The sequence below is a fragment of the Amycolatopsis arida genome (assembly GCF_900115565.1).
Lineage (GTDB): Bacteria > Actinomycetota > Actinomycetes > Mycobacteriales > Pseudonocardiaceae > Yuhushiella > Yuhushiella arida.
This window is the reverse complement of record NZ_FOWW01000015.1, coordinates 36,969-63,405: the sequence shown is the minus strand read 5'-3', so window position 1 is coordinate 63,405 and position 26,437 is coordinate 36,969. Positions and strand designations below refer to the sequence as shown.

The following is a 26,437-nucleotide window of genomic DNA, read 5'->3' as shown; positions in this document are numbered from 1 at the left end:
TCCGACACTGGTCGCGTAGGTCATCGGCCGGCGACCACAAGGGTGCCGAGCAAGGCCGGCTCGTGCTGGTCACCGAGGCTGTCCACTCCCTGGCTCGGCGAGGAATCGCGGCAACGGTCAACGCCATCGCCCATGAGATCGGCATCGACCAGAGCGGAGCATCGCGCCTGATCAAGAACGCAGCAGAGGCTGGATACCTGACCATCCAAGCATCGGAGACAGATGGTCGACGACGCCAGGCGACGGTCACCCCGTCCGGCCACACCATGCTGGAGCACGCTCATGACTGGCAAGAGCAGGTCTTCGACCGGCTGACGGAAGGCTGGAGTGAGCAGCAGCGCCGCGACTTCCAGCAAGCGATGACGGACCTGATCGACCGGTCCTACGCGTTGGACGCATGACCCACTCCAACGCCACACTCAGCGTGGAAGGGCTGGTGGACCGGGTGCCACGTGAGCAACGTCCAGCCCTCATACACCTAGCGCGAGGCGATCCAGGCGTTTCCTCTGGATGCCGTTCAGCCGGCGCTACTGAACAGGGACTCCCACGCGGTGACGAAGCCGGGGAAGGTCTTGCCCACCGTGGCCGGGTTCTCGACCCGCACGCCGGGCACCCGCAACCCCAGCACGGCACCGGCCATCACCAGCCGGTGGTCGTCATAGGTGTGGAACACGCCGCCGCGCAGCGGGGCCGGCACGATGCGCAACCCGTCGGCGGTCTCGGTCACCTGGGCACCCAACCCGGACAGTTCCGCCGCCAGCGCCGCCAGCCGATCGGTCTCGTGCCCCCGCAGGTGCGCCACCCCGCTGATCAGCGACGGCCCCTCCGCGAAGCACAGCAGCGCCGCGACCACCGGGGTCAGCTCCCCGACCTCGTGCAGGTCCAGTTCCACCGCCGGCACCGTCCCGCCGCCGGTGACCGTCAGCCCCTCGCCGTCCAGCCGCGCCTCCCCGCCGAGCTCCCGCACCAGGCTGCGCAGCCAGTCACCCGGCTGCGTGGTCTCCTCCGGCCATCCGGCCACCCGCACGCTCCCTCCGACCGCCAGCGGCGCCACCACGAACGGCGCCGCCGTGGACAGGTCGGGCTCCACCGTGTACTCGGCCCGCGCCAGCCGCCCCGGCGGGACGTGGAACTCCCGCCCGGACCGCTCCGGCGCCGCCCCGAACCGCCGTAGCAGGTCCAGTGTCATCGCGATGTGCGGCTCGCTCGGCGGCGCATCCCCGACCAGCCGCACGGTGACCCCCTCCGCGAACGCCGGCGCCGCCAGCAGCAGCGCCGACAGGAACTGGCTGGACGCCGACGAGTCCAACTCCACCGGCCCGCCGCGCAGCCCGCCCCGCCCGCGCACCGCGAACGGCGGCGCGCCCCGGCCCCCGTCGTCGATCTCCGCGCCCAGATCGACCAGCGCCCGCAGCAACGGCGCGACCGGGCGCCGGCGGATCGCCGGGTCACCGTCGAAGTGGACGGTCCTGGTCCCCAACGCGGCCAGCGCCGGTGTGAACCGGGCGACCGTGCCGGCGTTGCCCAGCGCCACCTCGACCTCCTCACCGTCACCGGGGGTGACCGGGTGCACCAGCACGCCGTCCGCGACGGCCTCGGCGCGCCCACCCAGCGCGGCGAGCGCGCCCAGCATGAGCCGGGCGTCCCGAGAGTCCAGCGGCGCCCGCACCAGCACCGGGCCGGTCGCCAGCGCGGCGAGCACGTACGCCCGGTTGGTGATCGACTTGGACCCGGGCACCCGCACCGTCGCGTTGACCGGCGCGGCCGCCATCGGTGCGGTCCAGGTGCTCTCCTGCGTGGTCGGCTGGGACACGGCGCTCACCTTCCGTCGGGTGCCCGGAGACCCGGGAACACGACACCATCGAACTATGCCGGGAAGGCTAACGAGCGCCCGGGGCGCCGTGCGATAAGGTGGAAGCCCGTGGGACTTCAGCCGCGGACAACCAAGTACGTATTCGTCACCGGGGGCGTCGCCTCCTCTCTGGGTAAGGGGCTGACGGCGTCCAGCCTGGGTCAGCTCCTCACCGCGCGTGGTCTTCGGGTCACGATGCAGAAGCTCGACCCGTACCTCAACGTCGACCCCGGGACGATGAACCCGTTCCAGCACGGCGAGGTCTTCGTCACCGAGGACGGCGCCGAGACCGACCTCGACATCGGCCACTACGAGCGCTTCCTCGACCGCAACCTCGCCGGCTCGGCCAACGTCACCACCGGCCAGGTCTACTCGGCGGTCATCGCCAAGGAACGGCGCGGCGAGTACCTCGGCGACACCGTCCAGGTGATCCCGCACATCACCGACGAGATCAAGGCGCGGATCCTCGGCCTGGCCGAGTCCGACGGCACCGGGCACCGGCCCGACGTGGTGATCACCGAGGTCGGTGGCACGGTCGGCGACATCGAGTCGCTGCCGTTCCTGGAGGCCTGCCGCCAGGTTCGGCACGACGTCGGTCGGGACAACTGCTTCTTCCTGCACGTCTCGCTGGTGCCCTACCTCGCCCCCTCCGGCGAGCTGAAGACCAAGCCCACCCAGCACTCCGTCGCGGCGCTGCGCAACATCGGCATCCAGCCCGACGCGCTCGTCTGCCGGGCCGACCGCGACCTCCCGGCCGATCTCAAGCGCAAGATCGGGCTGATGTGCGACGTGGAGACCGAGGCGGTGATCGCCTGCCCGGACGCTCCGTCCATCTACGACATCCCGAAGGTGCTGCACCGCGAGGGGCTCGACGCCTACGTGGTGCGCCGGCTCGGCCTGCCCTTCCGGGACGTTGACTGGACGGTGTGGGGCGACCTGCTCGACCGGGTGCACAACCCGGCCGAGACCGTCCGGGTGGCCGTGGTCGGCAAGTACATCGACCTGCCGGACGCCTACCTCTCGGTGACCGAGGCGCTGCGGGCCGGCGGGTTCGCCCACCGCGCCAAGGTGGAGATCGTCTGGGTGCCCTCCGACGAGGCCACCACGCCGGCCGGCGCCGCCGCCGTACTGTCCGCTGTGGACGGAATCCTGATCCCGGGTGGGTTCGGCGTGCGCGGCATCGAGGGCAAGGTGGGTGCCATCCACTTCGCCCGCACCCGTGGCATCCCGGTGCTCGGCCTGTGCCTCGGCCTGCAGTGCATGGTGATCGAGGTGGCCCGCAACCTCGCCGGACTCGCGGGCGCCAACTCCGCCGAGTTCGCCGAGGACACCCCCCACCCGGTGATCTCCACGATGGCCGACCAGCGCGACGTGGTGGCCGGCGAGCGCGACATGGGCGGCACCATGCGGCTCGGCGCCTACCCGGCCAAGCTGGTGCCCGGCTCGCAGGTCGCCACCGCCTACGGCGCCCGTGAGGTCTCCGAGCGGCACCGACACCGCTACGAGGTCAACAACGCCTATCGCAAGCGGCTCAGCGAGGCGGGCCTTTTGTTCTCCGGCACCTCACCGGACGACCGGCTGGTGGAGTTCGTCGAGCTGCCCAGGGACAAGCACGCGTTCTTCGTCGGCACGCAGGCGCACCCGGAGCTGAAGAGCCGACCCACCCGGCCGCACCCACTGTTCGACGCGTTCATCCGGGCGGTCGTGGCCTACCGCACCGCCGACCGGCTACCGGTGGAGTTGCCGGAGACGACGGTGGCCGCCAAGTGACGGGGCAGCAGCCCGGCAGGCACGAGTTCCGGGTGGCCGCCTCCACCGATGTCCACATCGGACGCGTGGTGGGCCTGCGGGTCGACGAGGTGGTGATGCCGGGCGGCGGTACCGCCCGGCGCGAGGTGGTCGAGCACCTGGGCGCCGTGGTGGTGGCCGCGGTCGACGCGGACGGCGAGATCACCCTGATCCACCAGTACCGGCACCCGATCGGCCGGCGGCTGTGGGAGTTGCCGGCGGGGCTGCTCGACCAGCCGGGGGAGGACCCGGTGGCGGCGGCCGCGCGGGAGCTGGCCGAGGAGACCGGGCTCGGTGCCCGCGAGTGGGCCACACTCGTCGACGTGGCCGCCTCGCCCGGGTTCACCGACGAGGTCGGCCGAGTCTACCTGGCCCGTGACCTCTACCCGGTGGACCGGCGCGCCATGGGTGAGGAGGAGGCCGACCTGGTGGTCCGGAAGGTGCCGCTGGCCGAGGCGGTGCGGATGGCGCTGGCCGGCGAGCTGGTCAACGCCGCGACCGTCGGCGGGGTGCTCGCCGCGCACGCCGTGCTCTCCGGCGCCGCCGAGGCACGCCCCGCGGACGCGCCGTGGCCGGACCGCCCGCGGGCCTTCGCCGCCCGGCTGGAGGCCGAGCAGGCCAGGTAGCCGGCGTGCCGTGCCTGCTTGCCGCACATTCGAAACGGCGAGATCTTCGTTCGGAAGCGCGAGCTCCACGTTGGGGAGCGACTGTCAAGGCACTCTTTCCCGCCTTGTCACGGTGCCCCCGACCGTCGACACAATCGAGCTTCGGGGTGGGGACCACAAACCCCGGGACGCCGCAATTCACACGGGATGCACCGGACTGGCGGGACCGACCGTGGCCGTAGGGTCAGCCGCGCAGCGGGCGGCCCTGCGGGTCGGTGCCGCCGTTGACCAGCAGCAGGATGCCGTCGATGAACGGCCAGATCGCGCCGACGCCGAAGGTGAAGAAGGTGACCAGCAGCTGCGCCACGGCCATTTTGGTGTGCCCGGTGTAGAACCGGCCGACCCCGAACGGCAACACGATCTGCAGCACCCCGGCGACGATCTTCGACCGTTCCGACGGCGGGCCGACCACCGCGCCCTGGCGGTATGCCGGTGGCTGGGACACCGCGGGCGGAGCCCACACCGGCGGCTGCGGCGGGAGCAGGAACGCCGGGTGCGGCGTGGGCAGATCCTCGAACAGCGTGCGCAGGTCGGCCCGGGTGTTGGCCTGGACCGCGGCGGTCACCCGGGTCTCGTACTCCTCGGTGGACAGCCGACCGTCGGCGAAGTGCTGGCCGAGGACACGGGTGGCCTCCTCGCGTTCCGCGGTCCCGATGCGCAACGTGTCCGGATCCGGTGGTGTCGCCATTCCTTCAGGTTAGCGAATGAGACCTGCCCGTCCACGCGCCGAGTTGCCTAGAGTGTGCTCGTGGCAACGGCGGTCGGCGCGACGGTGGGCGAGGTGGTCGCCGCCTATCTCGACCACCTGACCGTGGAGCGCGGCACCGCGCGCAACACCCTGGACAGCTATGCCCGCGACCTGCGCCGCTACCGCGGCTACCTGGCCACGGTGGGGGTGACCGCGTTCGCCGACATCACGCTGGAGCGGGTCGCGGCGTTCGGCGTGGCGCTGCGCGAGGGCGACGGCGAGCACCGGCCGCTGGCCGCCTCCTCCGCCGCCCGCGCGCTGGTGGCCGTCCGCGGGCTACACCGGTTCGCCCGGTCCGAGGGCATCGTCGACGACGACCCGGCGCGGGACGTGCGCCCGCCGGCGGCGGCCCGGCGGCTGCCGAAGGCGCTGCCGGTGGACGACGTGCTGCGCCTGCTGGAGGTGCCGGCCGGCGACGACGCACGCGCACTGCGCGACCGGGCCCTGCTGGAGCTGCTGTACTCCACCGGCGCCCGGATCTCCGAGGCCGTGGGGCTCGACCTGGACGACATCGACGACACCGAGCGCACCGTGCTGCTCGACGGCAAGGGAGGCAAACAGCGCCTGGTGCCGGTCGGCCGGCCCGCGGTGGCCGCGCTGCACGCGTACCTGGTGCGGGCCCGCCCCGCGCTGGCCCGGCACGGGCGGGGCAGCCCGGCGGTGTTCCTCAACGCCAGGGGTGGCCGGCTGTCCCGGCAGAGCGCGTGGCAGGTGCTCAAGACCAGTGCCGAGCGGGCCGGGATCACCGCCGCCGTCTCGCCGCACACGCTGCGGCACTCGTTCGCCACGCACCTGCTGGAGGGTGGCGCCGACGTGCGGGTGGTGCAGGAGCTGCTCGGGCACGCCTCGGTGACCACCACTCAGGTTTACACCCTGGTCACCGTGAACACCCTGCGCGAGGTCTACGCCACCGCCCACCCGCGTGCCCTCGCCTGACCGAGCGGCGCGTCGGCGCGGGCTGTCACCGCGGGTGATCGGCCGGGTGCGGCCCACCCGCGCGGCGCCCCGAACTCCGCCCAACATCACTGGTCCGGCGCTCGGCGAGCCGCTTTGCCGCTGTACGACCTGCCCACATAGGCTGCCGGCGTCAGTGCGTATTCGGCACGAGCAACAGCCGAACGAGGAGCCTTCGTCCGATGTCGACTTCCGAGCAACCGGCGGTGCCCGCCGTGGCGGGCCCGAGCGAGGCGGGTATCGCGACCGAGACCGGCCTTTCCGGGGAGTCGAGCGCGCCCGCGCGCGGCGCCAGGCGGGGCGCGCGCAACAACGGCAAACCCAGGCTCGGCCCCACCGGCCGGCCCATCCGGGAGCTGCCCGAGCCGCCACCGCTGGACAAGCACGGCCCGGCCAAGGTCGTGGCCATGTGCAACCAGAAGGGCGGCGTCGGCAAGACCACCTCGACGATCAACCTGGGCGCGGCGCTGGCCGAGTGTGGCCGCAGGGTGCTGCTGGTGGACTTCGACCCGCAGGGTGCGCTGTCGGTCGGGCTCGGCATCCAGCCGCACGAGCTGGAGCAGACCGTCTACAACGTGATCATGGAGCGGTCGGTGCAGGTCGCCGACGTCATCCGGAAGACCCGGGTGGAGGGGGTCGACCTGCTGCCGAGCAACATCGACCTGTCCGCCGCCGAGGTGCAGCTGGTGGCCGAGGTCGGCCGGGAGCACACGTTGTTGAGGGTGCTGCGCCCGGTGATGGACGACTACGACTATGTTCTGGTGGACTGCCAGCCGTCGCTCGGGCTGCTCACCGTCAACGCGTTGACCGCCGCCGACGGTGTGATCATCCCGCTGGAGTGCGAGTTCTTCAGCCTGCGCGGCGTGGCGTTGCTGATCGACACCATCGAGAAGGTGCGCGAGCGGCTCAACCCCAAACTCGATATCACCGGGATTCTCGCCACCATGTTCGATCCGAGAACCCTGCACTCGAAGGAGGTCATGGCCCGCGTGGTGGAGGCATTCGGTGACACCGTGTTCGACACGGTGATCAACCGCACCGTGCGATTCCCCGAGACCACCGTGGCCGGCGAGCCGATCACGCGGTGGGCTCCCAAGTCGGCCGGCGCGACCGCGTACCGCGCGCTGGCCCGCGAGGTGATCGCCCGGTGAGCAGGCGCGCGTCCCTACCGGGTGCGTCGGAGCTGTTCCGCCGCACCAGCAGCCCGGCCCTCGACCAACCCGACCGGTCCGCCGGCAACGGCACCGGGAGCCACGGGAACGGCGACGGTTCCGGCGACCGGAGACTGTCCAGGGTCGGCGCGGCCCCGCGCCGCGGCTCCGGGCGGCAGAAGCACGACGCCAAGATCACGGTGTACGTGTCCAGCGAGGAGCTGGTCGCGATGGAGCAGGCCCGGCTCGCGCTGCGGGCCAGCCACGAGCTGGCGGTGGACCGCGGCCGGCTGGTGCGCGAGGCCGTCGCGGTCCTGCTCGCCGACTTCGAGGAGCACGGCGAGGACTCCATCCTGGTGCAGCGGCTGCGCGCCGATGTCGACGAGCCCGGCGGGGTCGAGGAAGCCACCGGCTAGATGGAGCACCAGCCGGAGCCGGTCGCGGAGCCCGGCGCGGCGGAGCCACCGGCCGCCGAGGAGGGCTCGTCGGTCCGGTTCAAGGTCCGGCTCGCCAATTTCGAGGGCCCGTTCGACCTGCTGCTGCAGCTGATCTCCCAGCACCAGCTCGACGTCACCGAGGTGGCGCTGCACCAGGTCACCGACGACTTCATCGCCTACACACGCGCGCTGGGCGCCGAGTGGGACCTCGACGAGACCACCGAGTTCCTGGTCATCGCGGCGACCCTGCTCGACCTCAAGGCCGCGCGGCTGCTGCCGTCGGCGGAGGTGGAGGACGAGGACGACCTGGCGCTGCTGGAAGCGAGGGACCTGCTCTTCGCCAGGGTGCTGCAGTACCGTGCCTACAAGCAGGTGGCGGCGCTGTTCGGCGAGCTCGAGGCGAGCGCGCTGCGCCGCTACCCGCGGTCGGTGGCGCTCGAGGAGCGCTACGCCGGGTTGCTGCCCGAGGTGATGCTCGGCGTCGACCAGGACCGGTTCGCCGAGATCGCGCTGGCGGTGTTCCGACCGAAGCCGCCGCCCACGGTGTCGTTGGATCACCTGCACGCCGGCACGGTGTCCGTGCGCGAGCACGCGGCGGTGCTGCGGGTGCGGCTGGCCGAGCGGGGCAGTGCCAGCTTCCGGGAGTTGATCACCGACTGCGCGCACACCATCGAGGTGGTGGCCCGGTTCCTGGCGCTGCTGGATCTCTACCGCGAGTCGACGGTGGCGTTCGACCAGGCGGAGGCCTTGGCGGAGCTGCACGTCCGGTGGACGGGCGGATCCGTCGACGAGGCCACCGCGGCCGCCGAACGGGACCGGGCCGCGGTGGCGGACGACGAGGAGTACGGGTGACGAACAGCGATACCCACCGCGCCGAGCCCGACGCGGTGGACGTGGACGAGCCGGGCGGTTCCGGTCAGGACCAGGCCGAACCGCCCGCCGCGTCGGCCCCGGACCAGGGTGAGCCGGCCGACCCGGCACCGGACGCGGACACCTCACCGCCGGCGACCGGCGACCCGGCCGCTCCGTCGGAGCCGGACGAGGGCGCTCCGCCGCCGGGCACCGACGATTCCGCTGCCCCGCCGGTGCGGGACGCGGGCACCGCGCGGCCGGAGGTCGGCGAGGCGCCCGCCCCGCCGGTGCCGGACCGGGGCGAGCGGCGCGAGCCGGCCGCGCCGGACGTGGCGCCGACGTCCGGGCTCGGCGGACTGGCGGCGCTCGACGTCGACGCACCCGACGAGGACGGGGCCACCGGGGACGAGGCGATCGGGGACGAGGCGATCGGCGAGGACGACCAGGAGAACCAGGACGACCTGGTGGCGGTGGACACCGAGGGCAGTCGGCCCGACCTCACCAGGGACGCGGCACTCCGCTCGGCGCTGGAGGCGCTGCTGCTGGTGGTGGACTCCCCGGCCAGTGAGGAGTCCCTGGCCGGCGCCCTCGACCAGCCGGTGGACCGGGTCACCGAGATGCTGCGAACCATGGCCGAGGACCTGAACGACCAGGGCAGCGGCATCGACCTGCGCCGGGTCGGCGAGGGCTGGCGGTTCTTCACCCGGGACACCTACGCCCCCTTCGTGGAGAAGCTGTTGCTGGACGGGCAGCGCTCGAAGCTGACCAGGGCCGCCCTGGAGACGCTGGCGGTGATCGCCTACCGGCAGCCGGTGACCCGGTCCCGGGTGGCCGCCGTGCGGGGGGTGAACGTGGACGGGGTGATCCGCACGCTGCTGGCCCGCGGCCTCATCGAGGAGGCCGGCAGCGACCCCGAGACCGGTGGCACCCTGTACGTCACCACGGAGCTGTTCCTGGAGCGGCTGGGGCTGTCGTCGCTGAACGATCTGCCCCCGATCGCGCCACTGCTGCCGGAGGTGGACTCGATCGATGACATCTGACGGCGAGGGTGTCCGGCTGCAGAAGGTGCTCGCCAAGGCCGGGGTGGCGTCCCGGCGCGCCGCCGAGGAGCTGATCGCCCAGGGCCGGGTGAGCGTCGACGGCAGTGTCGTGCGCGAGCTCGGCCGGCGGGTCGACCCCGACCGCGTGGTGATCCACGTCGACGGCACCCGGGTCGTGGTCCGCGAGGACCTGGTGTACCTGGCACTGAACAAGCCGCGCGGCGTGCACAGCACCATGACCGACGACCAGGGCCGGCCGTGCGTCGGCGACTACGTGCGGCAGCACCTGTCGGACGGCTGCGCTCGTGTTTTCCACGTCGGCCGACTGGACGCCGACACCGAGGGCCTGCTGCTGCTCACCAACGACGGGGAGCTCGCCCACCGGCTGATGCACCCGTCGTTCCACGTCCTCAAGACCTACCTCGCCGAGGTGGAGGGCACGGTCCCGCGCGGGCTCGGCCGTCGACTACGGGCGGGGGTGCGACTCGCCGACGGCCCGGTGGTCGCCGACGAGTTCCGGGTCAAGGACAGTCGCCCCGGCCGCTCACTGGTGGAGATCGTGCTGCACGAGGGTCGCAAGCACATCGTGCGGCGGCTACTGGCCGAGGTGGGGCACCCGGTGCGCAAGCTGGTACGCACCGCCGTCGACGGCGTCCAGCTGGGCAGTGCCCGGCCGGGGAGTGTGCGGCCGCTCACCCGCGAGGAGGTCGGCGCGCTCCACCGCGCCGTCGACCTGTAGCCGGTCAGGGCGACACGCCGCTGGGCAGCGCCCGGGACCGGATCGGCCGCAACGCCCTCGCGATCGGCTCCACGACGCGGGCCGCCGTCGGGCCGAGGATCGCCATCAGCAGCACGTACGCGGTGGCCAGTGCGGCGAGCTCACCCTCGACGGCGCCGGCCGCGACCGCCAACCCGGCGATGATGATGGAGAACTCGCCGCGGGCGACGAGCGCCGCGCCGGCCCTGGCCCTGCCGAGCAGGGCGATGCCCTGCCGGCGCGCCGCCCACCAGCCGGTGCCGACCTTGGTCAGCGTCGTGACCACGGCGAGCACGATCGCCCACACCAGCACCGGCGGGATCGACCGCGGGTCGGTGTTCAGCCCGAACACGACGAAGAAGATCGCAGCGAACAGGTCGCGCAGCGGCTCCAGCAGCCGGGTGGCGTTCTCCGCGGTCGACCCGGAGATCGCGATGCCCAGCAGGAACGCGCCGACCGCCGCGGACACCTGCATCGCCGAGGCGACCCCGGCCACCAGCAGCGCCGCGCCGAACACCTTGAGCAGGAACACCTCCCGGTCGGCGCTGTCCACGACGGCGGACACGTAGCGCCCGTACCGCAGCGCGACCACCAGCACCACGGTGATGACGGCCAGCGAGATGCCGACCGCCTGCAACCCGCCGAGGAAGCTGATGCCGCCCAGCACCGCGGTGAGGATCGGCAGGTACAGCGCCATCACCAGGTCCTCGAACACCAGGATCGACAGCACCACCGGCGTCTCCCGGTTGCCCAGCCGGCCGAGGTCGCCGAGCACCTTGGCGATGATCCCGGACGACGAGATGTAGGTGACCCCGCCCATCACCAGCGCGCCGACCGGCCCCCAGCCGAGCAGCAGCGCGACCGCGGCGCCGGGCGCGGCGTTGAGCACGATGTCGACCAGCCCGGCCGTCCACGACCGCTTCATCCCGGTGACGAGCTCCGCGGCCGAGTACTCCAGGCCGAGCAGCAACAGCAGCAGCACGACGCCGATCTCGCTGGCGATCGAGGTGAACTGCCCGATGTCGCCGAGCGGGAGCAGCCCACCCTGACCGAAGGCCAGCCCGCCGAGCAGGTACAGCGGGATGGGCGACATGCCGAACCGGCTGGCCAGCCGACCCAGCGCACCGAGGGCGAAGAAGACCGCGCCGAGCTCGATCAGGACGAGTGCCGAGTGCTCCACACCTCAGCCGTTCTTGAGGATCTTGGCGGCGGCGTCGAGCCCCTCCGCCGTGCCGACCGCCACGAGCAGGTCGCCACCGGTGAAGGTGAAGTCAGGGGTGGGGGAGGGGGTGACCTGGCCGGCCCGCATCACCGCGACCACCGACGCCCCGGTGCGGGTGCGCATGGCGGTGTCGCCGAGGGTGCGGCCGTCGTAGGGCGTGCCGGACAGGATGGGCAGCTGCCGGGTGTTGATCCCCGGCAGGTCCCGCTGCTCCTCGACCAGCTGGGCGACCAGCTGCGGAGCGCCGAGCAGGTTCGCCAGCGCGCCCGCCTCGTCGGCGGTCAGCGGCAGCGACGCGGCACAGGCGTCGGGGTCGTCGGACTTCGACACGATCAGCTCGAGCTGCCCGTCCCGGTGGGTGACCACCCCGATCCGGCGGCCGTTGCGCAGCACGAAGTCCTTGCGGACCCCGATCCCCGGCAACGGGGTCACTTCGACGTTCACGCCGTCCACGATAACCGTCGCCGCCGATTACTGATCACGTCACACCCCGCCGGACGTTGCAAAACGGGCGGAGCCGGGTACTCGCCGACTCCTGGTCCGCCGAGCCCGGCGAGGCGGGCCGGCGAGACCTGACCAAGTCCGACGGGCCGGCGGGCCCGGCGAGCGGGAACGGCGGTGACCTCCGGATGCTGATCGCCATCGCGGCGCACTTCGCGATGGCGCTGGTGGTGCCGCTCCTCGCCCGGCGCTGGGGTCGCGCGGCGTTCCTCGTCGGGGCGGTGGTCCCGGCGGCGACCCTGGTGCTCGCGCTCGTCATGGCCGTGCCGCACCTGCCGCACGGCGCGCTGACCGAGTCGCTCGGGTGGGCGCCCGCGATCGGGCTGGAGCTGGTAGTCCGGCTCGACGCGCTCGCGCTGCTGATGGTGGTGCTGGTGTCCGGGGTCGGCGCCGTGGTGCTGGCCTACTTCGCCAGCTACGCCCACCCGGGCGAGCCCGGGATCGGCCGGAACGCGGCGGTGCTGCTGGTCTTCGCCGGCGCGATGCTCGGCCTGGTGCTGGCCGACAACGTGTTCGCGCTGTACGTGTGCTGGGAGCTCACCACGGTGTGCTCGTTCCTGCTGATCGGCGAGGACGGCGAGCGCCGAGCGGCGCGGCGGGCGGCCACCCAGGCGTTGCTCGTCACGGCCGCCGGGGGCCTGGCGATGCTGCTCGGGTTGATCCTGCTCGGCACCGCGGCCGGCACGTTCCGGATCTCGGCGCTGCTGGCCGACCCGCCCCGCGGTGGCGTGGTGCCGGTGGCGCTGCTGCTGGTGTTGCTTGGCGCGTTCACCAAGTCCGCGCAGATCCCGTTCCACCCGTGGTTGCCGGTGGTGATGGTGGCGCCGACGCCGGTGAGCGCCTACCTGCATGCCGCGGCGATGGTGAAGGCGGGCGTGTACCTGGTGGCCCGGCTCGCGCCGGGGTTCGCCGACCTCGCCGTGTGGTGGGTGCCGGTGGTGGTGGTCGGGCTGGGCAGCATGCTGCTCGGCGGGTACCGCGCGCTGCGCGAGCACGACCTCAAGCGGCTGCTCGCGTTCGGCACGGTGAGCCAGCTCGGCTTCCTGACCGTGCTCGCCGGCGCCGGCGGGCACGTCACGGCGGTGGCGGCGGCCGCCATGGTGCTCGCGCACGGCCTGTTCAAGTCGGCGCTGTTCCTCACCGTCGGGGTGATCGACGAGCGGGCCGGCACCCGGGACCTGCGGGAGCTGTCCGGGCTCGGCCGGCGCTGGCCGGTGCTGGCCGGCGGCGCCGCGCTCGCCGGCGCCTCGATGGCCGGCCTTCCCCCGCTGCTCGGGTTCGTGGGCAAGGAGGCCGCCTTCGAGGCGTTCAGCTCGGGCGCGGTCGTCGACGTGCTGGTGCTCGCCGGGCTCGCCGTGGGCTCGGTGCTGACCGTCGGCTACACCCTGCGGTTCCTCGTCGGCGCGTTCGGCACCCGCGCCGGGAGCGAGCCGGTGCGGGCGTCGCGACCCGGGGTGGGGTTCACCGGGCCGGTGCTGCTGCCCGCCGTGGCCGGCCTGGGGCTCGGCCTGGCACCCGGGCTGGTCGAGCCGCTGGCCGCCGGCTACGCCGCGGCCTATCCCACGGATCACCCCTACCACCTGGCGCTGTGGCACGGCTGGACGCCGACCCTGCTGTTGTCGGCCGCCGTGCTGGTCCTCGGCGCGCTGCTGTACCGGGCAGGGCGGGCGGTCGTGGCGGTGCCCCCGCTCTCGCCGGTGCGCGCCCAGCAGGGCTACCGCGGCGCGGTGCGCGGCCTGGAGTGGCTGGCCCGCGCGGTCACCGCCCGCACCCAGGTCGGCTCGCTGCCCGTCTACCTCGGGGTGATCCTGTCGGCGGTGGTGCTGGTGCCGGGTGCCGGCCTGCTGGTCGGCGCGGTGTGGCCGGACGGGGTGCGGGTCTGGGACACCCCGCTGCAACTGCCGCTGGCGCTGCTGGTCGCCCTGGCCGCGCTGACCGTGGTGCGCGCCCGGCAGCGGCTCACCGCCGTGCTGCTGACCGGGCTGGTCGGGTTCGGCATCGGCGGGCTGTTCCTGATCTACGGCGCCCCCGACCTCGCCCTCGCCCAGTTCCTGGTGGAGTCGTTGACGCTGGTGGTGTTCGTGCTGGTGCTGCGGCGCTTCCCGCGGACCTTCGGGCGGGGCCGTGCGGCGGGTGACCGGGTCCCGGTCAAGCCGCTGATCGCCGGCGCGGGTGGCGTGCTGATGGCGCTGATGGCGGTGCTGTTCTCCGGCAGCCGGCGGGAGCCGCCGGTGGCCAGTGAGGAGTACGTCGCCAGGGCCGGGGAGGAGGCAGGGGCCAGCAACGTCGTCAACGCCATCCTGGTCGACTTCCGCGCGCTGGACACCATCGGCGAGATCACCGTGCTGGCGGTGGCCGCGACCGGCGCGGCCAGCCTCGCGCTGCTGCTCCACCGCGCCCACCGGCCGGGACCGACCGACGACGAGCAGCACCCGGCCGGCGAGGAGGACCGGGCCGAGGTGCCGACGAGGGAGCGGAGGCGATGAGTGGCATCGACCGCGGCCGCGGGCCGTGGACCGAGTGGGACCAGCCGCGCGAGCGGTGGCTGTTGACCGAGGGCGACGACGCGGCCGGGCGGCCGCGCTCGCTGCTGCTCGAGGTGACCGCCCGGCTGGTGTTCCCCACCGTGCTGCTGGTGTCGGTGTACCTGGTCTTCGCCGGGCACCACCACGCCGGCGGCGGGTTCAGCGGCGGGCTCGTCGCCGGGCTCGGTTTCGTGCTGCGTTACCTGGCCGGCGGTGGCGCCGAGCTGCGCGCGGCCATGATCATCCGCCCGCCGGTGCTGATCGGGTTGGGGCTGGTGGTCACCGTGGCCGTGGCGCTGGTACCGGCGCTGCTCGGCGTTCCCGTACTGACCAGCGCCGAGTGGCACCCCCGGGTCCCGCTGCTGGGCGAGCTGAAGGTGAGCACCAACCAGCTCTTCGACATCGGGGTCTACCTGCTGATCCTCGGCGTGGTGCTGGACCTGCTGCGCACGCTCGGGGCCGGGATCGAGGCCAGGGTGCTGGAGCACGCCAGGGAGCGGGGAGCGCGATGACCATCTCGCTGACCATGGCCGTGCTGCTCGGGGTGCTCTACGCGGTCGGCTTCCACCTGCTCATGCAACGCTCGCTGATGCGGGTGGTGCTCGGCGTCGTCATCCTCGGGCACGCGGCCAACCTGCTGTTGCAGACCGCCGGCGGGCCTCCGGGCGAGCCGGTGTTCCTCGGCGTCGCCGAGCCGACCGACATGGCCGACCCGCTGCCGCAGGCGCTCGCGCTCACCGCGATCGTGATCACCTTCGGGCTCACCACGTTCCTGCTCGCGCTGTCCTACCGCGCGTGGGTGCTGCTCGGCCACGACGAGGTGCGGGACGACGTCGAGGACAGCCGGATCCGCGCGCGGGAGGAGGCCGCCCGAGCGGACGAGCTCACCGATGGCGGCGCGGACGAGGACGAGGACGACGACGAGGACAGCACTGGCACCGCCGACCCGGCTGATCGACGGGAGGGGCGCCGATGAGCCAACTCGTCGCGTTACCCGTGCTGCTGCCGCTGCTGGCGGCGGCGCTGACCCTGGTCGCCCGGCAGCTCCCCGCGGTGCAGCGGGTGCTCGGGGTGGCGGTGCTCGTCACCACCACGACCGTCGCGGCCGTCCTGCTGGTCGCGGCCGACCGAGGCGGTCCGGTGGTGCTGCGGGTCGGCGGCTACCCGCCGCCGTGGGGGATCGTGCTGGTCGCCGACCGGCTGTCGGCGTTGCTGCTGCTGGTGTCCACCGGCGTCATGCTCGCGGTGCTGCTGTACGCGATCGGCCAGCGGATCACCGACTTCGGCCGGGCCACCACGTCCACCGCGTTCCACCCGATGTACCTGGTGCTGTGCGCGGGGGTGTCGCTGGCCTACCTGACCGGCGACCTGTTCAACCTGTTCGTCGCGTTCGAGGTGATGCTCTCCGCGTCGTACGTGCTGATCACCCGACGGAGCACCGGCCCGCGGATCCGCGCGGGGATGACCTACGTGATCGTCAGCCTCACGTCGTCGCTGCTGTTCATCAGCATGGTCGCCTTGGTCTACGCCGCGACCGGGACGGTGAACCTCGCCGACCTCTCGGCGAAGGTGGCCGAGCTCTCTTCGGGCGCGCGAACCGGTCTCGGCCTGCTCGTGGTCGTGGTGTTCGGGATCAAGTCGGCACTGGTGCCGCTGCACTTCTGGCTGCCGGACAGCTACCCCACGGCACCGGCGCCGATCACCGCGGTGTTCGCCGGCCTGCTCACCAAGGTCGGCATGTACGCGCTCATTCGCACCCAGACGCTGGTCTTCCCCGGCGACACCGGCTCGGTGTTCCTGCTGGTGGTCGCGCTGGCCACGATGCTGATCGGGGTGCTCGGCGCGATCGCGCAGAACGACCTGAACCGGTTGCTGTCCTTCCTGCTGGTCAGCCACATCGGGTTCATGCTGTTCGGGCTGGCCCTGTACACCGTGGCCGGGCTGACCGGGGTGATCCTCTACATCGTCCACCACATCGTCGTGCAGGCGGCGCTGTTCCTGGTCAGCGGGCTGGTGACGCGGCACAGCGGCACCGTGTCGGTGTGCGACATGTCGGGGCTGGCCAGGGCCTACCCGCTGGTCGCGGCGCTGTTCGCGGTGCCCGCGCTGAGCCTGGCGGGCATCCCCCCGTTCTCCGGGTTCGTCGCCAAGATCACGCTGCTGCAGGCCGGGACGCAGGTCGCCACGGCGACGGCCTACCTGGTCACCGCCGGCGCCGTGCTGACCAGCCTGCTCACCCTCTACGTCATGGCGAAGGTGTGGGTCGGCGTGTTCTGGGGCCGGTCATTCACCCCGCGCCCCGACCCGGACCCGCACGACGACCTGCAGGTCGGCACCGGCGCGACCGCCCTGCCGATGGTGCTGGCCACCGGCGCGCTGGTCGCCGCGGGGGTGGCGGTCGCGGTGCTCGCCGGCCCGCTGGCCGACCTCGGCGAACGCGCCGCCACCGATTTGCTGGACCGCGGCGCGTATCGAACGGCCGTGCTCGGCGCGGGAGGTGAGTGAGGTGCGTCGTCGGTGGGTGTCGGTCGGGCTGGTGCTCTGGCTCGTGCTGGTGTGGGCGTTGCTGTGGGGCAGCGCCGACCTCGCGGTGCTGCTGGCCGGGCTGGTGGTCGCGCTGGCCGTGGTGCTGCTGTTCCCGCTGCCCACCCGGTCGCTGACCCTCGTCCGGCCGCTGCGGCTGCTGGCGCTGGCCGGCTACGTGCTGCGCGACCTGGCCACCTCCTCGGTCCGGATCTCCTGGGAGGCGCTGCGCTACGGCCCCGCGGCCAGGGCCGCGGTGGTCGCCGTGCCGGTGCTGGCCGACCGCGATCATCTCGTGGTCGCGGCGGCCAACCTGATCTCGCTCACCCCGGACTCGTTCGTGCTACAGATCGATCGCGAGCGCGGTGTGTTCTACGTGTACCTGCTCGGGGTCGACTCGGCCGAGCGGCTCGACCGGGACCGCGCCGGCGCGCTTGTGCTGCAGGTCCGGGTCGCCGGTGCGCTCGGCAGCAGGACGGAGGCCCAGGAGGCGGCGGCCAGGGCCAGAGCGCTGGCCGGCGCGGAACGGGAGAAGACATGACCGTGGTGTTCGTACTGACCTTCACCCTGCTCGCGGTGGCCGGGCTGGCGGCGCTGGTCCGGATGCTCCGCGGGCCGCGGAGCCTGGACCGGCTGCTCGCCCTCGACGTCGTGCTGGTGCTGATCGTCGCCGGCGCCGCCACCGACATGGCGAGGACCGGCCGCGGGCTGAACCTGGCGCTGCTGGTGGCGGTGGCGTTGCTCAACTTCGTCGCCTCGGTCAGCGCGGTGCGGCTGGTCGAGCGGCGGGAGCAGCACCGGTGAGCGCGGGCACCGTGGGCACCATCACGGACGTCGCCTCCGCCGTGCTGCTGCTGTCCGGCGCGCTGCTGTGCCTGGTCGGCACGGTGGGCCTGCTGCGCTTTCCGGACCTGCTCAGCCGGCTGCAGGCGGCGACCAAGCCGCAGACCCTCGGGTTGTTGCTGGTGCTCGCCGGCGCGGCGCTGCGCGTCGAGCCGCGCTACGCGGCCGGGATCGCGCTGGTCGCGCTGTTCCAGGTGATCACCGCGCCGGTGCTGGCGCAGCTGTTCGGCAGGGCCGCCTACCAGATCGGCGCGGTGGCGTGGGGGACGTTGCGCACCGACGCGCTGGCCGAACGGTTGCGGACCGAGGAGGCCGACCGGGCCGGACGCACCGGCGGGGACGGCGAGCGCCCCGCCGACCCTGCCGACTGAGGGCGGCCGGGACCCACCGGGCAGAATGGGGCGCTGCGGACAGGCAGGACCAGGCGAAGGAGAACGGCCGGTGGCGGGAGCCCTACGAGGCGTGGTCGCGTTGGACGGACCGTCCGGGACGGGGAAGACCACGGTGGCGCGGAAGCTCGCCGCCAAGCTCGGGGCGAGCTACCTCGACACCGGCGCGATGTACCGGATCGTGACGTTGGCGGTGCTGCGCGCCGGGGTCGACCCGGCCGACTCCGCGGCGGTGGCGACGGTCGCGCGGAAGGTCGAGCTGACCGTCGGCACCACCCCGCACCGTCCGCTGGCCCGGCTCGGCGACGACGACGTGGGCGTGGACATCCGCACCGACCGGGTCACCGCCGCCGTCTCCGCGGTCTCGGCGGTGCCCGAGGTGCGCCGGCTGCTGGTGGCGCGGCAGCGGGAGATCATCGCCGGGGAGCTCGCCGGCGGCGGTGGCATCGTCGTCGAGGGGCGGGACATCGGCACCGTCGTGGCCCCCGACGCGGGGCTGAAGGTGTTCCTCACCGCCGACCCCGCTGTGCGCGCGGCGCGGCGCGGTGCCCAGGACTCGGCCGCCGGCCGCGCGGCCGCCCCGGAGACCGTCAGGGCGTCGGTCGACCGGCGCGACCGGCTGGACTCCACCCGCGCCGCCTCGCCGCTGCGCCCCGCGGAGGACGCGGTGGAGGTGGACACCTCGGAGCTGACCATCGACCAGGTGCTCGTCGCGCTGTGCGAGCTGGCCAGCCGGCGCGGGCTGCTGAACTGCACGGCGGGAAGCGCGTCGTGACGCTGCCGGAGGGCGCCGACCCCCGGCTGCACGACCTGGGCCGGGTGATCGCCCGGTACGTGCTGCGACCGGCCTTCAGTGTCCGCGTGCGGGGGCTCGACCGGGTGCCGCGCACCGGGCCGGTGGTGCTGGTGGCCAACCACAGTACGCTGGTGGAGCCCCAGCTGATCTTCGGAATGCTGCCGCGCCGGTCGGTGTTCCTGGTCAAGGAGGAACTGTTCACCGGCGCGATGGGGTGGTTGCTGCGCCGGATCGGCCAGCTGTCGGTGCGCCGGGGCGAGCCCGACCGGGTGCCGCTGCTCACCGCGGTGCGGGTGCTGCGCGCCGGGGGGTTGGTCGGCGTGTTCCCGGAGGGCAGTCGCGGTGCGGGCGACGTCGCCACCGCCGAGCGCGGCGCCGCCTGGCTGGTGCGGGCGTCGGGCGCGGTGGTGCTCCCGGTCGCCGTCCGGGGAACCCTGCGGCCACCCGGCCGCGGTCGCCGGTTCCGGCCGGTGGTGGACCTGGTGGTCGGCGAGCCGTTCGGCCTCCCGGTGGGGCCGGGTCGCGCCGGGTTGGTGACGGCTACCGAGCGGCTGCGCACGGAGTTGGCGGCGCTGGTGCGCACAGTGGACGAGCAGCGCGCGACCAGCGCGCGTACTGGAGAGAAGAACGCATGACCGAGGTTGACGGCGTCGACGGCACGTGGTCCGACGAGTCGGAGTTCGCCGCGTTCGACGCGCGGGCGGCCGAGGAGGTCGCCGCCGAGGAGGAGCAGCAGGCCCAACCGGTGCTGGCGGTGGTCGGCCGGCCGAACGTCGGCAAGTCCACACTGGTCAACCGGATCCTGGGCCGGCGCGAGGCCGTGGTGCAGGACGTGCCCGGGGTGACCAGGGACAGGGTCGCCTACGACGCGCAGTGGAGCGGGCGGCGGTTCACCATGGTGGACACCGGCGGCTGGGAGCCAGGGGCCACCGGGTTGCAGGGCGCGGTGGCCGCGCAGGCGGAGTTCGCCATGACCACCGCGGACGCCGTGCTGCTGGTGGTGGACGCCACGGTCGGGGCCACCGCGACCGACGAGGCCGTGGTTAGGGTGCTGCGGCGGTCGAAGCGGCCGGTGCTGCTGGCCGCGAACAAGGTCGACGACCAGCGGCTGCTCGCCGACACCGCGGCGCTGTGGTCGCTCGGTCTCGGCGAGCCGCACCCGGTGAGCGGGCTGCACGGGCGCGGTTCCGGCGACCTGCTCGACGCGGTGATCGCGGCGCTGCCCGAGGCGCCGCGCGAGGGGGAGCGGGCGGTCGGCCCGCGCCGGGTCGCGCTGGTCGGCAAGCCCAACGTCGGCAAGTCCAGCCTGCTCAACAAGCTGGCCGGCGAGGAGCGAGCCGTGGTGGACTCGGTCGCCGGCACCACCGTGGACCCGGTGGACTCGCTGGTGGAGCTGGACGGCGAGCTCTGGCGGTTCGTCGACACCGCCGGCCTGCGCCGCAAGGTGCAGACGGCCAGCGGGGCCGAGTACTACGCGTCGCTGCGCACCAAGACGGCGATCGACGCCGCCGAGGTCGCGATCGTGCTGCTGGACGCCAGCGAGCCACTGTCCGAACAGGACCTCCGGGTGGTGAGCATGGTGGTGGACGCCGGCCGCGCGCTGGTGCTGGCGTTCAACAAGTGGGACCTGGTGGACGACGAGCGGCGCCACCAGCTCGCCAAGGAGATCGACCGTGGGCTGGTCAGGGTGCCGTGGGCGGAGCGGGTGAACGTCTCGGCGCTCACCGGCAGGGCGGTGCGCAAGCTCGCTCCCACGCTGCGGACCGCGCTGGCGTCGTGGGACCAGCGGGTGCCGACCGGTCAGCTGAACGGCTGGCTGTCCGAGCTGATCGCGGCCACCCCGCCGCCGGTGCGCGGCGGCAAGCAGCCCAAGGTGCTGTTCGCCACCCAGGCCGGCATCCGCCCGCCGACGCTGGTGCTGTTCGCCACCGGCTTCCTGGAGGCCGGCTACCGGCGGTTCATCGAGCGCAGGTTCCGCGAGCGGTTCGGGTTCACCGGGTCGCCGGTGCGGATCAACGTGCGGGTGCGGGAGAAGAAGCCGAGGGCGGCGAAGAAGTCGCGCTGAGCCCCTTTCGGGGCGCGGTGCGGACCGCCGCGGCGAGCCGGACCGCCTCGCCGAGCACGTCGTCGAGCGGGAGCCAGGTACGCCGTACACCGGGCAGCCGCTCGCGGGGTGAGTCCCTTCCGGCGCGGGCCGGCGGGGCTCACCGGACGGGCGTGCGCAGCGGCACGTCCACCAGCTCCGGTGCGCCGGCGGGGGAGCCACGGTCGATCCAGTGTGCCAGCCGCTCGGGCGCGAACAGCTCGTCGATCACCATGAACGCGGAGCCGACCAGGCCGGCCTGGTCGCTCAGCGTGGAGCGGACGATCCGCAGCTCCCGGGTGGCCAGCGGCAACGAGCGCCGGTACACCGTCTCGCGCACCGCGGCGAGCAGCAGGTCCCCGGCGCCGGCCACCCCGCCGCCGATGATCACCAGTGCCGGGTTGTAGAAGCTGACCAGGGTGGCCAGCAGGCTGCCCACCAGCCGGCCGGCGCGGGTGAGCAGCTCGACCGAGGTGCGGTCGCCGCTCTGTGCGGCCCGGGAGACGTCGGCGGCGCGGACCGTGCCGGTGGTGGCGAGCACCTCGGCGAGGAACTCGCTGCGGCCCTCCCTGGCGGCGGCGAGGCCGTCCCTGGCGAGCGCGGCGCCGCCGGCGAGCGCCTCGAGGCAGCCGATGTTGCCGCAGCGGCACACGACCTCGGGGTCGTCGGTCATCGCGGCGTGCCCGATGTCGCCGGCGCAGCCCTGGCTGCCGCGGTGCAGCTGGCCGCCGGACACCAGCCCGGCGCCGATCCCGGTGCCGATCTTGACGTAGAGGATGTCCCACTGGCCCTTGGCGGAGCCGGCGCGCAGTTCGCCGAGCGCCATCGTGTTGACCTCGTTGTCCACCCAGACGGGCGCGGAGAACCGCGCGGCGAGCCGGTCCCGCACGGGGTAGCCGTCCCACCCCGGCATGATCGGCGGGGCGCTCGGCCGGCCGGTGGCGAACTCGACCGGCCCCGGCAGCCCGATGCCGACTCCCCAGGTGGACACCTCGCCGCTGGCCGTGCCGGCCCTGACCTCGTCGAGCAGCCGGTCGTACAGCTCCTCGACATGATCGAGCACCTGGTCAGGCCCGCTGGCGATGTCGGTGGGCTCCTCGACCTGCGTGAGCACCTGCCCGGCGAGGTCGGTGACGCCGACCGCGACGCTGGTGGCGCCCAGCTCCGCGGCGAGCACCACCCCGGCGTGGGCGCGGAACCGCAGCTCGCGGGGAGCCCGGCCGCCGCTGGACGGGCCGAGCGGCCCCTCCTCCAGCAGGCCGTGCTCGGTGAGCTGGTTGACCCGCTGGGTCACCACGGTCCGGCCCAGTCCCGAGCGCCGGCCGATCTCCGGCCTCGTCCGCGCGGTGCCGGACCGGACGAGGTCCAGCACCGTCGCGAGGCTGTCGACATGGTCGGCGAGTCCAGTCTGCGGCGGCTGCACCGCAACATCATCCCCCATCGGGCGTCCGCCGCCGGTGCCACGGTCGCCCGGCGTGCCGGCCCGCTCAGTGGAGGCGGCGCAGGCCGGTCGCCTGCAGGGCGGCGAAGCCCAGCACCGCCGCGGCCTGCAGCAGGACGAGCACGGTCCCGAGCGTGGTCGGCGCGCCGACGACGACGAACAGCACGCTGTGCGCCACCCAGAGCACGTTGACGACGACCGCCGCGGTGACCGCCGCCGGGCTCAGCCGCGGCCGGGCGGCGACGAGCCAGACCGCGACCGCGTAGCCGGCGGCGAACACCCCCGCGGGCAGCGCGACCGCGGCCGGGATGCCGACCAGCGCGTCGAGCCGGCCGACGAGGACGAGCAGTAGGACGCCGAGCGCCCCGGTGGCCACGGCGTCGAGCCTCAGCACCAGGCGCAGCGTCTGCGCGCTCCCGGCGCGTCCACCGTGGTGGACGTGGTGGTCATCGGATCCTCCCTGAGTTCTGGCGTTCCGGTGTGGACTCCACCGTGCCCGCCCACCACGCACCCAGTCGATGACCCGCCAGGTAACGCGAGATCTACGTTCGCGACGGCGAGATTCGCCTTCGAGGCGCCGAGTTTCACGTTCGCGACCGCCGGTGCGGAGCGCTTCCCGCCGTTGGTAGGTGGGCGGGTCACGGACCACTCGTTATCGTGGTCCGCGGTGGGGTCGGACGAACACGGAAAGCGACGTGTCCATGCGCACACCACCTCTGCTCGGCGTGCTCACCGCCGCCCTGCTCGCGATCCTCCTCGCCGCCCCGTCCACTGCGGCCGCGGCACCACCCCCGACCACGGACGGGGACGCCCGCCCGCTGATCGTCGGCGGGCGGAACGCCACCCAGTCCTACCCGTTCATGGGCTCGCTGCAGAGCCGCTCCTGGAGCGGGCACATGTGCGGCGCCTCGCTGATCGCCCCGACCTGGGCGGTGACCGCCGCGCACTGCCTGCACGAGGGCACCGACAAGCGCCGTGTGCTGGACCCCGCGCGGTGGCAGGTCCGCGTGAACTCGCTCGACTCGGGGCAGGGCGGTGAGGTGCTGCCGGCCGCCCAGTTCATCCTGCACCCGGAGTACGTGCGCACGGTCCGGTTGATCCACGACATCGCGCTCATCCGGCTGGCCCGCCCCGCGGCCACGCCACCGATCCCGATCGCCGACGCCGCCGGGCCGGTGGGCACCCGCACCCGCATCATGGGCTGGGGCACCACCTGCCCCGACCCGAACCGGCAGGGCCCCAACTGCTTCCCCGAAACCTTGCAGGAGCTCGACACCACCATCCTCGACCCCTCGCGCTGCGAGGTGCTCAACCGCGGCTCGGAGATCTGCACCGACAGCCCCGGTGGCAACTCGGGGGTCTGCTACGGCGACTCCGGTGGGCCGCAGGTGCGGACCGTGGCCGGCCGTTGGGAGCTGATCGGCGTGGCCAGCCACCTCGGCAGCAGTCGCACCTCCACCTGCGGCCGCTACCCGTCCGGCTACGTCGACGTTCCCGCGCACCGCGACTGGATCCAGCAGCACACCGGCCGGCGCTGAGTCCGTCCGGTGCTCGCCGCGCCGGTGACCCCGCCCCGGACACCCCGGGGCGGGATCACCGGGCTGGTCGCCGCTGCCGCGAACGGCCTCGTGGTTCGCGCCCGGTGGCGGATCGGCGACTAGGCAACTCGGCGCAAACTCCGGTCCGCCCTACGTCCGTTGCTTGATGGCAGCCCGGGGGCGTCCTACCGTGAGATCCACGCGGCACCCGGGTGTGCCGCTCGCCGTCGGGGGGGGTGGATGCCGGCCGAGAACGGGTTCGCGGGCTTCGTCCTGCCACGCCGGCTGACGGTGTTCGACCTGGAGACCGCCGCCGCGCCGGTGCGGGTGTCGTTCACCGCGCGGGCGCGGCAGCGTGCGGCGCACGCGCGGGACTTCGTCACCCGCTGCCGGGCGGAGGGCCGCGCGGTCTACGGGGCCAGCACGGGGTTCGGCCCGCTGGTCGGCTTCGCCGGTCGCGGCGAGGACACCGACCAGTGCGAGAACCTGCTCTCCCACCTCACCGTCGGGCAGGGCCCGGACCTGCCGCCGGCGGTGGTCCGCGCCGCGCTGCTGGTGCGCGCGCAGTCGCTGGCGCACGGCCGGTCCGGCGCGTCGATGCGGGTGCTGGACATGCTCGCCGGCGTGCTGCGCACCACCCTCGCGCCGGCGGTGCCCCGGCTCGGCTCGCTCGGCGCCAGCGGCGACCTCGTCCCGCTCGCGCACGCCGTGCAGGTTCTGAAAGGACGGGGCCACGCCTACCTCGATACCCGCAGGATGCCGGCGGAGCAGGCGCTGCGCGCGGCCGGGCTGGAACCGGTGGAGCTCACCGGCAGGGACGCCTTGGCCCTGCTCAACGGCACCCCGCTGACGGCAGCGGCCACCGGCCTCGCGGTCGCGCAGCTCACCCGCTCGCACGCCACCGCCGTGCTGCTCACCGCGCTGCTGGCCGACGTGCTCGGCTGCGACGCGGGGTTCGCCTCGCCGCACCTGTTGGACGCCTACGGCCACCCCGACGCCGCCCGGGTCGGCGAGAGCCTGCGCGCGCACCTGCGGGGGCTGGTCCCCTCGGGCCAGCGGGCGCTGCAGGAGCCCTACAGCATCCGGTGCACCCCGCAGCTGCTCGGCGCGGTCGCGGCCAGCATCCGGCACGGCCGCGAGCTCGTCGGTCACGACCTCAACGGCGTCAGCGACAACCCGGTGTTCTTCCCCGAGCACGACCTCGTCGCGCACGGCGGCAACTTCTTCGGCCAGTCCCTCGCGTTCGTGGCCGACCTGATCGCCGTGGTGGCCGCGCAGACCGGCAACCTCGCCGAGCGGCAGCTCGACCTCCTCGTCGACCCGCACCGCAACGGCGGGCTGCCGCCGGTGCTGGCCACGGTGCCCGGTCGCCAGCACGGCGTGCAGGGCGTGCAGCTCGCCGCCACCGCCGTCGTCACCGAGATGCGCCGCGCCGCCGTTCCCGCCTCCGTGCAGACGCTGCCCACCAACCTGCACAACCAGGACGTCGTGCCGCTGGGCACGCACGCCGCGCTCACCGCGCTGGCCAACGCGGAGTCGCTGCGGATGCTGCACGGCTCGCTGGCCGTGGCCCTCCGCCAGGCCGTGCACGTCGGCGCCCGCGTGCCGACGGCCGCGCGCACCGCGGCGGCACTCGACCGGCTGGTCGCGGTGATCCCGCCGGTCGACCCCGACCGGCCGCTCGACGAGGACGTCCGGATCGCCGCCGACGAGCTGGACGCGATGGCCGGGGACATCCTCGGCGTTGACGAGGCCGTGTCCCACGATCCGTCCGAGAGGAGCGCCCCGTGAGCATCGACCTCGCCGACCTGTCCGGCTTCGTCGGCACGCACATGATCTACACCTATGCCAACGGCTGGCAGTACGAGTTGTACGTGAAGAACTCCGGCACGGTCGACTACCGCATCCACGGCGGGATGGTGGCCGGCCGGTGGGTCAAGGGCCAGCACGTCGACCTGGTCCGGCTGGACGAGGACCTGTACCGGATCTCCTGGACCGAGCCGACCGGGACGTCGGTCAGCGTCAACGCCATGCCGGCCCGGCGACGGCTGCACACGGTGATCTTCTTCCCCCGGTGGGTGCACCTGCATCCCGAGCGCACGGTGTGCTTCCAGAACGAGCACCTCGACGAGATGCTCGCCTACCGCGAGCGGGGGCCCACCTATCCGATCGACGTGGTCTCCGAGTGGGGGACGATCACCTTCCTGGAGAACCGCGGGCCCGACGACGAGTCGGTGATCTCCGTGGCTCCCGCGGACCTGCCACCCGGCTACACCGAGCGCACCGACCCGGTGTCCGCCCGCCTGGCCGCGGGGTAGCGCCGCGGATCCCC

28 protein-coding genes are annotated in these 26,437 nt (G+C 73.6%); 22 read left to right on the top strand and 6 right to left on the bottom strand.

Annotation, left to right across the window (positions count from 1 at the left end; all coding sequences use genetic code 11):
* The first annotated feature begins 62 nt into the window (after positions 1-62).
* Positions 63-401 (top strand): MarR family winged helix-turn-helix transcriptional regulator, encoded by a 339-nt coding sequence (locus BM051_RS27735; RefSeq protein ID WP_243859896.1) that lies wholly within the window; start codon positions 63-65, stop codon positions 399-401.
* A gap of 116 nt (positions 402-517) precedes the next feature.
* Here BM051_RS27735 and aroA read toward each other — a convergent pair whose 3' ends face one another.
* Positions 518-1,771 carry a 3-phosphoshikimate 1-carboxyvinyltransferase gene (gene aroA / locus BM051_RS27730; protein ID WP_177217017.1) on the bottom strand — a complete coding sequence of 418 codons (1,254 nt, stop codon included), beginning with the start codon at positions 1,769-1,771 and terminating at the stop codon, positions 518-520.
* Positions 1,772-1,921: 150 nt separating this feature from the next.
* On the opposite strand from aroA, the gene BM051_RS27725 reads away from it, so the two are divergent.
* Entirely contained in the window at positions 1,922-3,622 is a 1,701-nt protein-coding gene (locus BM051_RS27725; protein ID WP_092536902.1) for a CTP synthase, read from the top strand.
* Complete coding sequence (locus tag BM051_RS27720) at positions 3,619-4,266, top strand: NUDIX domain-containing protein (RefSeq protein WP_092536899.1); 648 nt, start codon at positions 3,619-3,621, stop codon at positions 4,264-4,266. Before BM051_RS27725 ends, BM051_RS27720 begins: the two co-directional genes overlap by 4 nt.
* Before the next feature lie 223 nt (positions 4,267-4,489).
* On the opposite strand, the gene BM051_RS27715 is transcribed toward BM051_RS27720, so the two are convergent.
* A complete protein-coding gene (locus tag BM051_RS27715; protein WP_092536896.1) occupies positions 4,490-4,993 on the bottom strand; it encodes a DUF1707 domain-containing protein in 504 nt (167 codons plus the stop codon).
* Between the two features lie 93 nt (positions 4,994-5,086).
* Here BM051_RS27715 and xerD point away from each other — a divergent pair, with 93 nt between their 5' ends.
* The 6 genes from xerD to BM051_RS27685 all read left to right on the top strand — a co-directional run bounded on the left by xerD (position 5,087) and on the right by BM051_RS27685 (position 10,226).
* Positions 5,087-5,989 (top strand): site-specific tyrosine recombinase XerD, encoded by a 903-nt coding sequence (gene xerD / locus BM051_RS27710; RefSeq protein WP_166677881.1) that lies wholly within the window; start codon positions 5,087-5,089, stop codon positions 5,987-5,989.
* Between the two features lie 200 nt (positions 5,990-6,189).
* Complete coding sequence (locus BM051_RS27705; protein ID WP_092536893.1) at positions 6,190-7,158, top strand: ParA family protein; 969 nt, start codon at positions 6,190-6,192, stop codon at positions 7,156-7,158.
* Positions 7,155-7,574 (top strand): cobyrinic acid a,c-diamide synthase, encoded by a 420-nt coding sequence (locus BM051_RS27700; protein WP_092536890.1) that lies wholly within the window; start codon positions 7,155-7,157, stop codon positions 7,572-7,574. Before BM051_RS27705 ends, BM051_RS27700 begins: the two co-directional genes overlap by 4 nt.
* Complete coding sequence (locus BM051_RS27695; protein ID WP_092536887.1) at positions 7,575-8,447, top strand: segregation and condensation protein A; 873 nt, start codon at positions 7,575-7,577, stop codon at positions 8,445-8,447.
* 233 nt (positions 8,448-8,680) lie between these two features.
* Entirely contained in the window at positions 8,681-9,487 is an 807-nt protein-coding gene (gene scpB / locus BM051_RS27690; protein WP_424923319.1) for an SMC-Scp complex subunit ScpB, read from the top strand.
* A complete protein-coding gene (locus BM051_RS27685) occupies positions 9,477-10,226 on the top strand; it encodes a pseudouridine synthase (RefSeq protein WP_092536884.1) in 750 nt (249 codons plus the stop codon). Before scpB ends, BM051_RS27685 begins: the two co-directional genes overlap by 11 nt.
* 4 nt (positions 10,227-10,230) lie before the next feature.
* Here BM051_RS27685 and BM051_RS27680 read toward each other — a convergent pair whose 3' ends face one another.
* Together BM051_RS27680 and BM051_RS27675 are read right to left on the bottom strand one after the other, a co-directional pair.
* Positions 10,231-11,424, bottom strand: a complete 1,194-nt coding sequence (locus BM051_RS27680; RefSeq protein ID WP_092536881.1) for a cation:proton antiporter — start codon at positions 11,422-11,424, stop codon at positions 10,231-10,233.
* A gap of 3 nt (positions 11,425-11,427) precedes the next feature.
* Positions 11,428-11,910, bottom strand: a complete 483-nt coding sequence (locus BM051_RS27675; RefSeq protein WP_092536964.1) for a cation:proton antiporter regulatory subunit — start codon at positions 11,908-11,910, stop codon at positions 11,428-11,430.
* A gap of 56 nt (positions 11,911-11,966) precedes the next feature.
* Here BM051_RS27675 and mbhE point away from each other — a divergent pair, with 56 nt between their 5' ends.
* The 10 genes from mbhE (at position 11,967) to der (ending at position 21,108) form a co-directional block, all read left to right on the top strand.
* Positions 11,967-14,453, top strand: coding sequence for a hydrogen gas-evolving membrane-bound hydrogenase subunit E (mbhE, locus tag BM051_RS27670; protein WP_424923317.1), 2,487 nt, complete (start codon positions 11,967-11,969; stop codon positions 14,451-14,453).
* The gene (locus tag BM051_RS27665; RefSeq protein ID WP_092536878.1) at positions 14,450-15,004 is read left to right on the top strand and encodes an MnhB domain-containing protein; all 555 of its coding nucleotides are present in this window, start codon (positions 14,450-14,452) and stop codon (positions 15,002-15,004) included. Before mbhE ends, BM051_RS27665 begins: the two co-directional genes overlap by 4 nt.
* Positions 15,001-15,468 (top strand): Na(+)/H(+) antiporter subunit C, encoded by a 468-nt coding sequence (locus tag BM051_RS27660; RefSeq protein ID WP_092536875.1) that lies wholly within the window; start codon positions 15,001-15,003, stop codon positions 15,466-15,468. Before BM051_RS27665 ends, BM051_RS27660 begins: the two co-directional genes overlap by 4 nt.
* Positions 15,465-16,997 (top strand): Na+/H+ antiporter subunit D, encoded by a 1,533-nt coding sequence (locus BM051_RS27655; RefSeq protein ID WP_092536872.1) that lies wholly within the window; start codon positions 15,465-15,467, stop codon positions 16,995-16,997. Before BM051_RS27660 ends, BM051_RS27655 begins: the two co-directional genes overlap by 4 nt.
* 1 nt (position 16,998) lies before the next feature.
* Positions 16,999-17,556: a Na+/H+ antiporter subunit E gene (locus BM051_RS27650; RefSeq protein WP_243859897.1), complete on the top strand. Its 558-nt coding sequence runs from the start codon at positions 16,999-17,001 to the stop codon at positions 17,554-17,556.
* Positions 17,553-17,819, top strand: coding sequence for a monovalent cation/H+ antiporter complex subunit F (locus BM051_RS27645; RefSeq protein WP_092536866.1), 267 nt, complete (start codon positions 17,553-17,555; stop codon positions 17,817-17,819). The genes BM051_RS27650 and BM051_RS27645 overlap by 4 nt, the downstream gene beginning before the upstream one ends.
* Positions 17,816-18,229, top strand: coding sequence for a monovalent cation/H(+) antiporter subunit G (mnhG, locus tag BM051_RS27640; RefSeq protein ID WP_341770887.1), 414 nt, complete (start codon positions 17,816-17,818; stop codon positions 18,227-18,229). The genes BM051_RS27645 and mnhG overlap by 4 nt, the downstream gene beginning before the upstream one ends.
* 91 nt (positions 18,230-18,320) lie before the next feature.
* Positions 18,321-19,022 carry a (d)CMP kinase gene (cmk, locus tag BM051_RS27635; RefSeq protein WP_092536863.1) on the top strand — a complete coding sequence of 234 codons (702 nt, stop codon included), beginning with the start codon at positions 18,321-18,323 and terminating at the stop codon, positions 19,020-19,022.
* Positions 19,019-19,678, top strand: a complete 660-nt coding sequence (locus tag BM051_RS27630; protein WP_243859898.1) for a lysophospholipid acyltransferase family protein — start codon at positions 19,019-19,021, stop codon at positions 19,676-19,678. The genes cmk and BM051_RS27630 overlap by 4 nt, the downstream gene beginning before the upstream one ends.
* On the top strand, positions 19,675-21,108 hold the full coding sequence (gene der, locus BM051_RS27625) for a ribosome biogenesis GTPase Der (RefSeq protein WP_092536860.1): 1,434 nt from the start codon (positions 19,675-19,677) through the stop codon (positions 21,106-21,108). Before BM051_RS27630 ends, der begins: the two co-directional genes overlap by 4 nt.
* A gap of 139 nt (positions 21,109-21,247) precedes the next feature.
* Here the strand turns inward: der and BM051_RS27620 are convergent, their stop codons facing one another.
* Together BM051_RS27620 and BM051_RS27615 are read right to left on the bottom strand one after the other, a co-directional pair.
* On the bottom strand, positions 21,248-22,567 hold the full coding sequence (locus tag BM051_RS27620; protein WP_092536857.1) for an ROK family protein: 1,320 nt from the start codon (positions 22,565-22,567) through the stop codon (positions 21,248-21,250).
* A 46-nt stretch (positions 22,568-22,613) separates the two neighbouring features.
* Complete coding sequence (locus BM051_RS27615; protein ID WP_092536854.1) at positions 22,614-22,961, bottom strand: hypothetical protein; 348 nt, start codon at positions 22,959-22,961, stop codon at positions 22,614-22,616.
* Positions 22,962-23,268: 307 nt separating this feature from the next.
* Between BM051_RS27615 and BM051_RS27610 the strand changes: the two genes are divergently transcribed.
* The 3 genes from BM051_RS27610 (at position 23,269) to BM051_RS27600 (ending at position 26,423) form a co-directional block, all read left to right on the top strand.
* Positions 23,269-24,105 carry a S1 family peptidase gene (locus BM051_RS27610; RefSeq protein WP_092536851.1) on the top strand — a complete coding sequence of 279 codons (837 nt, stop codon included), beginning with the start codon at positions 23,269-23,271 and terminating at the stop codon, positions 24,103-24,105.
* Positions 24,106-24,345: 240 nt separating this feature from the next.
* Positions 24,346-25,896, top strand: a complete 1,551-nt coding sequence (locus tag BM051_RS27605) for an aromatic amino acid ammonia-lyase (protein ID WP_092536848.1) — start codon at positions 24,346-24,348, stop codon at positions 25,894-25,896.
* Entirely contained in the window at positions 25,893-26,423 is a 531-nt protein-coding gene (locus BM051_RS27600; RefSeq protein WP_279587075.1) for a phenolic acid decarboxylase, read from the top strand. Before BM051_RS27605 ends, BM051_RS27600 begins: the two co-directional genes overlap by 4 nt.
* Positions 26,424-26,437 lie beyond the last annotated feature (14 nt).

What these genes read in the sequence shown, in the direction of transcription:
- aroA (WP_177217017.1), bottom strand. Translation starts at nt 1,771, where the DNA reads ATGGCGGCCGCGCCGGTCAACGCGACGGTGCGGGTGCCCGGGTCCAAG.
- BM051_RS27715 (WP_092536896.1), bottom strand. Translation starts at nt 4,993, where the DNA reads ATGGCGACACCACCGGATCCGGACACGTTGCGCATCGGGACCGCGGAA.
- BM051_RS27705 (WP_092536893.1), top strand. Translation starts at nt 6,190, where the DNA reads ATGTCGACTTCCGAGCAACCGGCGGTGCCCGCCGTGGCGGGCCCGAGC.
- BM051_RS27695 (WP_092536887.1), top strand. Translation starts at nt 7,575, where the DNA reads ATGGAGCACCAGCCGGAGCCGGTCGCGGAGCCCGGCGCGGCGGAGCCA.
- BM051_RS27685 (WP_092536884.1), top strand. Translation starts at nt 9,477, where the DNA reads ATGACATCTGACGGCGAGGGTGTCCGGCTGCAGAAGGTGCTCGCCAAG.
- BM051_RS27665 (WP_092536878.1), top strand. Translation starts at nt 14,450, where the DNA reads ATGAGTGGCATCGACCGCGGCCGCGGGCCGTGGACCGAGTGGGACCAG.
- BM051_RS27660 (WP_092536875.1), top strand. Translation starts at nt 15,001, where the DNA reads ATGACCATCTCGCTGACCATGGCCGTGCTGCTCGGGGTGCTCTACGCG.
- BM051_RS27655 (WP_092536872.1), top strand. Translation starts at nt 15,465, where the DNA reads ATGAGCCAACTCGTCGCGTTACCCGTGCTGCTGCCGCTGCTGGCGGCG.
- BM051_RS27645 (WP_092536866.1), top strand. Translation starts at nt 17,553, where the DNA reads ATGACCGTGGTGTTCGTACTGACCTTCACCCTGCTCGCGGTGGCCGGG.
- der (WP_092536860.1), top strand. Translation starts at nt 19,675, where the DNA reads ATGACCGAGGTTGACGGCGTCGACGGCACGTGGTCCGACGAGTCGGAG.
- BM051_RS27620 (WP_092536857.1), bottom strand. Translation starts at nt 22,567, where the DNA reads ATGGGGGATGATGTTGCGGTGCAGCCGCCGCAGACTGGACTCGCCGAC.
- BM051_RS27610 (WP_092536851.1), top strand. Translation starts at nt 23,269, where the DNA reads ATGCGCACACCACCTCTGCTCGGCGTGCTCACCGCCGCCCTGCTCGCG.
- BM051_RS27605 (WP_092536848.1), top strand. Translation starts at nt 24,346, where the DNA reads ATGCCGGCCGAGAACGGGTTCGCGGGCTTCGTCCTGCCACGCCGGCTG.